Annotated in this window: 7 protein-coding genes and 1 pseudogene; 2 read left to right on the top strand and 6 right to left on the bottom strand. The window is 35.9% G+C overall.

Annotation, left to right across the window (positions count from 1 at the left end; all coding sequences use genetic code 11):
• Together ACZ5N5_RS00005 and ACZ5N5_RS00010 are read left to right on the top strand one after the other, a co-directional pair.
• On the top strand, nt 1-461 hold a 461-nt coding region (locus ACZ5N5_RS00005; RefSeq protein ID WP_464372415.1), incomplete at its 5' end, for a DUF459 domain-containing protein.
• Between the two features lie 11 nt (nt 462-472).
• The gene (locus tag ACZ5N5_RS00010; protein WP_277678660.1) at nt 473-1,078 is read left to right on the top strand and encodes a YpmS family protein; all 606 of its coding nucleotides are present in this window, start codon (nt 473-475) and stop codon (nt 1,076-1,078) included.
• Between the two features lie 76 nt (nt 1,079-1,154).
• Here the strand turns inward: ACZ5N5_RS00010 and ACZ5N5_RS00015 are convergent, their stop codons facing one another.
• From ACZ5N5_RS00015 to ACZ5N5_RS00040, 6 genes and pseudogenes are all read right to left on the bottom strand, one after another.
• Nucleotides 1,155-1,787, bottom strand: coding sequence for a response regulator (locus ACZ5N5_RS00015; protein ID WP_054788599.1), 633 nt, complete (start codon nt 1,785-1,787; stop codon nt 1,155-1,157).
• Between the two features lies 1 nt (nt 1,788).
• Nucleotides 1,789-2,814 (bottom strand): sensor histidine kinase, encoded by a 1,026-nt coding sequence (locus ACZ5N5_RS00020; RefSeq protein ID WP_109985460.1) that lies wholly within the window; start codon nt 2,812-2,814, stop codon nt 1,789-1,791.
• The gene (gene liaF, locus ACZ5N5_RS00025) at nt 2,811-3,527 is read right to left on the bottom strand and encodes a cell wall-active antibiotics response protein LiaF (protein ID WP_464372416.1); all 717 of its coding nucleotides are present in this window, start codon (nt 3,525-3,527) and stop codon (nt 2,811-2,813) included. Before liaF ends, ACZ5N5_RS00020 begins: the two co-directional genes overlap by 4 nt.
• Nucleotides 3,528-3,615: 88 nt before the next feature.
• A complete protein-coding gene (locus ACZ5N5_RS00030) occupies nt 3,616-4,245 on the bottom strand; it encodes a PspA/IM30 family protein (RefSeq protein ID WP_054861260.1) in 630 nt (209 codons plus the stop codon).
• Between the two features lie 21 nt (nt 4,246-4,266).
• A complete protein-coding gene (locus ACZ5N5_RS00035; RefSeq protein ID WP_054861261.1) occupies nt 4,267-4,587 on the bottom strand; it encodes a lmo0954 family membrane protein in 321 nt (106 codons plus the stop codon).
• A gap of 75 nt (nt 4,588-4,662) precedes the next feature.
• Nucleotides 4,663-4,940, bottom strand: a pseudogene (locus tag ACZ5N5_RS00040) (spore coat protein CotG); the annotation flags it as partial.

A 4,940-nucleotide genomic window follows, 5' to 3' on the forward strand; every position in this document is an offset into this window, starting at 1 on the left:
TAATCGATTCTATAAAAGGAGCAGATATGGTTCTGATTACTATTGGAGCGAACGATGTAATGAAAATATTAAAAGATAATTTTATGAATTTGACAATGGAACCTTTTAATGAAGAAAAAGAACCGTATGGAGATAGGTTAGAGCAAATACTAAAAAGAATTGAAGCATTACAACCAAATGCCAAAATATATTTATTAGGTCTATTTAATCCATTTGAAAAATATTTTAGTGATATCAAAGCATTGGATCAAATTATGACTCAATGGAATACTGAAAGTAAGCAGGTAGTTAGCCAATTTGAGCAGGCTACTTTTATCCCAATGCAAGATATTTATCAAGGTAGATCACAGAATCTTCTAGCCGAGGATAATTTTCATCCGAATACACGCGGTTACCAATTAATTGCTAATCGGGTATTATCCTATTTAAAAAGCGATTTAGAGGATTCGGCCAATAATTAGAAGGTGATAACTTGAAGGAGAAACTACTCATTAACTGGAAAAAACTTTTTATTTCGTTAGCGATTCTAAACGGGATTATAGTATTATTACTGATTGTGTTTATTTTATGGCCAGTACCTAATGCCTCTTATCCTAGTAAGGAATATATTGAAGAAGATCCCGGTGCAGAATTTACGATTCAATCAAGTAAGGAAAACTTAACAGAGCTTGTAAATGCGTATATTGATAAGCTATTAAAAGATAAAAATGATAAATATGCGGTGAGCTTTGACGACCAAGTACATTTAATGGGAGCAATTGAGGCTTTTTCTACAGAGGTCCCTGTAAGTATTACCTTTGATCCCAAAGTACAGGATAATGGAGATATTATTCTTAAGGCTAGTGAAATGTCGTTAGGATTATTACGTTTACCAAAGGATAAAATTTTAAAATACGTAAATGAACGTGTCTATACACCAGATTGGGTTACTATCCATCCAAAGGAGGAAAGCATCTATTTAGCCTTAACCAAAATGGAATTAAAGAGTAATTTTCGAGTAAGGGCACAACAATTCGATTTGGAAAATGACAGGATAACCTTCCGTTTTAAAGTACCAAACGAAACATTGGGGCTTTAACCTTGTTCAACCGCCTTCAGTGGGCAACATTTCCCCACTGAAGTTCCACCCCTCTCCTTCATCCATGAAAACCAATTTATTTAATGATTCCATGTTGATAGGCATACACTGCCGCTTGTGTTCTATCCTGTACCTCTAGCTTACTCAGAATGTTACTCACATGGACCTTTGTTGTTTTCAATGCAATAAATAGCTCGTCGGCAATCTCTTGATTGGTTTTGCCTTGAGCAATTAGTAATAATATTTCCATTTCTCGATTCGTAAGACTATCATGAAGCCTATTGGTCCGTTGTTTCCGCATATTTGCCATAACCTTTGTTGTTACCTCTTTTTCTAACACACTCTCACCTTTATAGGTATCTCGGATTGCTTGGGCGATTACCTCAGCTTTGGAGGTTTTTAATATATAACTTGTTGCCCCAGCTTCTAATGCTGGATATACTTTATCATCATCGATAAAGCTCGTCACAATGAGAATTTTTGCATCTGGCCATTGTTGCATAATATGGCTTGTTGCTTCAATCCCATCCATTTCCTCCATCACTAAATCCATCAAAATAACATCAGGGCGTAATTCTAAAGCTAGTTCTACCGCTTTTATGCCATTATCCGCTTCTGCTACTACATCAATATCCTCCTGTGTCGATAAATAAGCACTCACTCCAATTCTGACCATTTCGTGATCATCGACAAATAAGACCCTAATCATTTTATTCCTCCTCTATCATCGGCACACGAACCTCTATCCTTGTTCCTTTCTCTGGAATACTAATGATACGGAAGTAACCACCAATTTCCGCGGTTCTCTCCTGCATATTAATAATTCCATAGGAGCCTGCTTGCTTTTCTTCTATATTAAATCCGATACCATCATCTTCTATTTTCAATATGGCAAAGCCATCTCTTTCTATTAATAGTGTATCAATACTTCTTGCTTTAGAGTGTCTTAAAGCATTGGAAACACCCTCTTGTAAAATTCGAAACAGATGATCTTCAATTCCTTTATTTACTTGAATATCCTCCAGCTTCCATGTAACTTCCATTGGCACTTTTGCCCTTAATTCTTGCAAAAGCTGCTCCATACCCTCTTTTAATGATTTGTCCTTTAATAGAACAGGGCGCAAATGCAATAGTAATGCACGCATTTCTAACTGTGCTTGTTGAATCATTGCCTCGACTTGACTTAGCTGTTTCGTCATAGTGGCGTTTTCCTGATGATTGCTCGCATTTACTGCGGAGACAAGCATGGACGCAGCAAACAGCTCTTGACTAACCGAATCATGAAGTTCTCGGGCTAGACGGTTTCTTTCTTCAGAGATTACTTGGTTTATCGTATCCTCTTGATCCTTCGCTCTTTCCTCAATTAGCTTCTGGGCACGCTTCGTTTGCTGTTGAATATAGTCCTGTACTTCTTTTAGCTTTTCATGAACAGAATGGATTTCATCAAAATCCTTCTCATCAGTGAAAGTTTGATTTTTTAGTATTAAGGATAAGCTTTGTTCAAGAAACCTAACTCGTTTGTTAACAACATAGGCTACTATGACACCCACAAGTATGCCAAATAATATCGTGATGGTTGGTACTATAATCAGAAATGGAACTTCCCATACCTTCTCTGTCCATAAGGATCGTAAATTGTCTAACGGAAAGGCAAGAAAAAATAAGGTGCTCAGCAATAGTAAGAAAATAAACGTAACTACTATTATGGTAGCAATTAAACGACTATAAACCTTCATCCTCTTATCACCTCAAGCTTTCCGATTAGAACCTGGGTGTAAATCTTTACCTTTTGGGAAGAAGTATGATAATGGTCTGTTTGCATTTGAATATTTCGATTAAAAGCATTACTCTCTTTATGCTCGAAAACCTGTATTTCCCCATATAAAACAGAGTGATCAATTGATACCTCTACATCATAAGGAACGATAATCCGTACATTTCCTACTAGCTGCCTGATAATTACGGTCGATTCTTCTTTTGGTAGCATTGTATTATTTAAGTCAATCGATATATCACTAACAAAAGATTGGATGTTCATATCCTGCCATGCATAAGGTTGACTACTTTTATCATATTTTCCAAACCATTTATTCCAGAAGACTTTTCCTTCTGTTACTACATTCTCAAAAAGTGAGCTATCAAGATGATATTGCTTCGGTTCTTTCTTTGTTTTATACCAGCTCCAAGCAATATAAAAAATAATTGCTAATATAATAAAACGTACTGCGAAGGTGTCTATGATGGTAATAAAAAGAAAAAATACCCCACCCCAAAAGATCGTTTTACCGCTCATTTTATGATAGGATCGTTTTCCAAAATAAATAGCAAAGCCCGATAATAAGAGGGTAAACAGGTGACCAGGATTAATAAAGATGAATTCTATCGCAAATAAAACACAGCCAATAATGAAAAGGATGTGTATCCAATCTATTCGTGTTTTGTTTACCATATAAAGCAGCCCCCTGTCATTTCCATCTTTTATCTCAATAGATTAGAGGTGCAGCGATCACACTGCACCTTTTTAGCATAGCATGTTTTTAGTTAGAAGTAGAAGCCTTTTTTTCTAGTTCAGCAAAGCGAGCATCTAATGTATGCAAACGGTATTCGGTTTGTACTCGTTGCTCGATCCGTTCAATATAGCTTTCAAGCTCAGCGAATTTGGAAGCGCTCTTGGATACTAGCTCTGTTTCAAGCACTTTGTTCATCCCTTGCTTTGTACGTGCGATATTTTCTCTGCTTTTAAGTTCTAATCGTTTGACATATAGATCTTTTAGCTTTTGTTTCATTTGGACATATTGTGTTTCCAGCATTTCTAAATCTTTGATAGCTTTTTCCTGCATCTTATTTAAATGCGCTACTCTAGCTTCAAATTGATCAAGCTCTTGCTTTGCTTCTTTTGCTAATTCTTCTTCTTGCATTTGCTCTGCTAATTCGTATTGTCGTCTGCGTTTTTCGACCATTAATTTCGCTTGGTTCCATTCACGAGTAATGTCTTGCTTAATTTCATATTGCTTTTCAACCAATCGTTTTATTTTTTTCACTTCTTGCTCACATTCGCGAATGTATTGGTTCACATGTGCGATTGGATTTTTTTCTTCCTTTTGATCCATTAGTTCATGTAAGTCTGCCATCACAGAATCCTTTATACGAGTTAATAAGTTTGCCATTTTATCTTCCTCCTTATTATTTTAAAGCTTGTCCCAGTTTAAATAATCATCGTTATAATAAGTATTTTCTTTTTCTTGTTTCCATTTTTTATAGGTGTAATATAACACCACTAATGCAACAATACCGATTAAAGCAGGTATATTAGAGAGTGACATAGAAACACCAATCAATATGACAAATGCCCATAACACTTTTTTCCCTGTTGTTTCAGCTAGTATGAATTTTCTTACTCCATAGTAAGCAATCGCTACACTAATCAAGAGCATGATTATTGGACCGACGTTTGCAAGCAACACGAAGGCTGCAATCACGCCTAAACAAATGAGTAAAAATGTTTTCATTTGCGTTCCCTCCTTCCATACTCTTATGATAGCTTGTCTCCATTCTTTTCATAACTGGCTGTAGATATAACTTGGCTAAGACTTGAGGCTTATTTTTAGTGTCGACTGCGAAATTGGGGATTTTTTTGCGACTTCTGGATTTTTTTTGCGACTTCTGGATTTTTTTTGCGACTTCTGGATTTTTTTTGCGACTTCTGGATTTTTTTGCGACTTCTGGATTTTTTTGCGACTTCTGGATTTTTTTGCGACTTCTGGATTTTTTTTGCGACTTCTGGATTTTTTTTGCGACTTCTGGATTTTTTTTGCGACTTCTGGATTTTTTTTGCGACTTCTGGATTTTTTTTGCGAAAAAA

The organism is Gracilibacillus sp. JCM 18966, from assembly GCF_055392695.1.

What these genes read in the sequence shown, in the direction of transcription:
- ACZ5N5_RS00015 (WP_054788599.1), bottom strand. Translation starts at nt 1,787, where the DNA reads ATGATTAGGGTCTTATTTGTCGATGATCACGAAATGGTCAGAATTGGA.
- ACZ5N5_RS00020 (WP_109985460.1), bottom strand. Translation starts at nt 2,814, where the DNA reads ATGAAGGTTTATAGTCGTTTAATTGCTACCATAATAGTAGTTACGTTT.
- liaF (WP_464372416.1), bottom strand. Translation starts at nt 3,527, where the DNA reads ATGGTAAACAAAACACGAATAGATTGGATACACATCCTTTTCATTATT.
- ACZ5N5_RS00030 (WP_054861260.1), bottom strand. Translation starts at nt 4,245, where the DNA reads ATGGCAAACTTATTAACTCGTATAAAGGATTCTGTGATGGCAGACTTA.
- ACZ5N5_RS00035 (WP_054861261.1), bottom strand. Translation starts at nt 4,587, where the DNA reads ATGAAAACATTTTTACTCATTTGTTTAGGCGTGATTGCAGCCTTCGTG.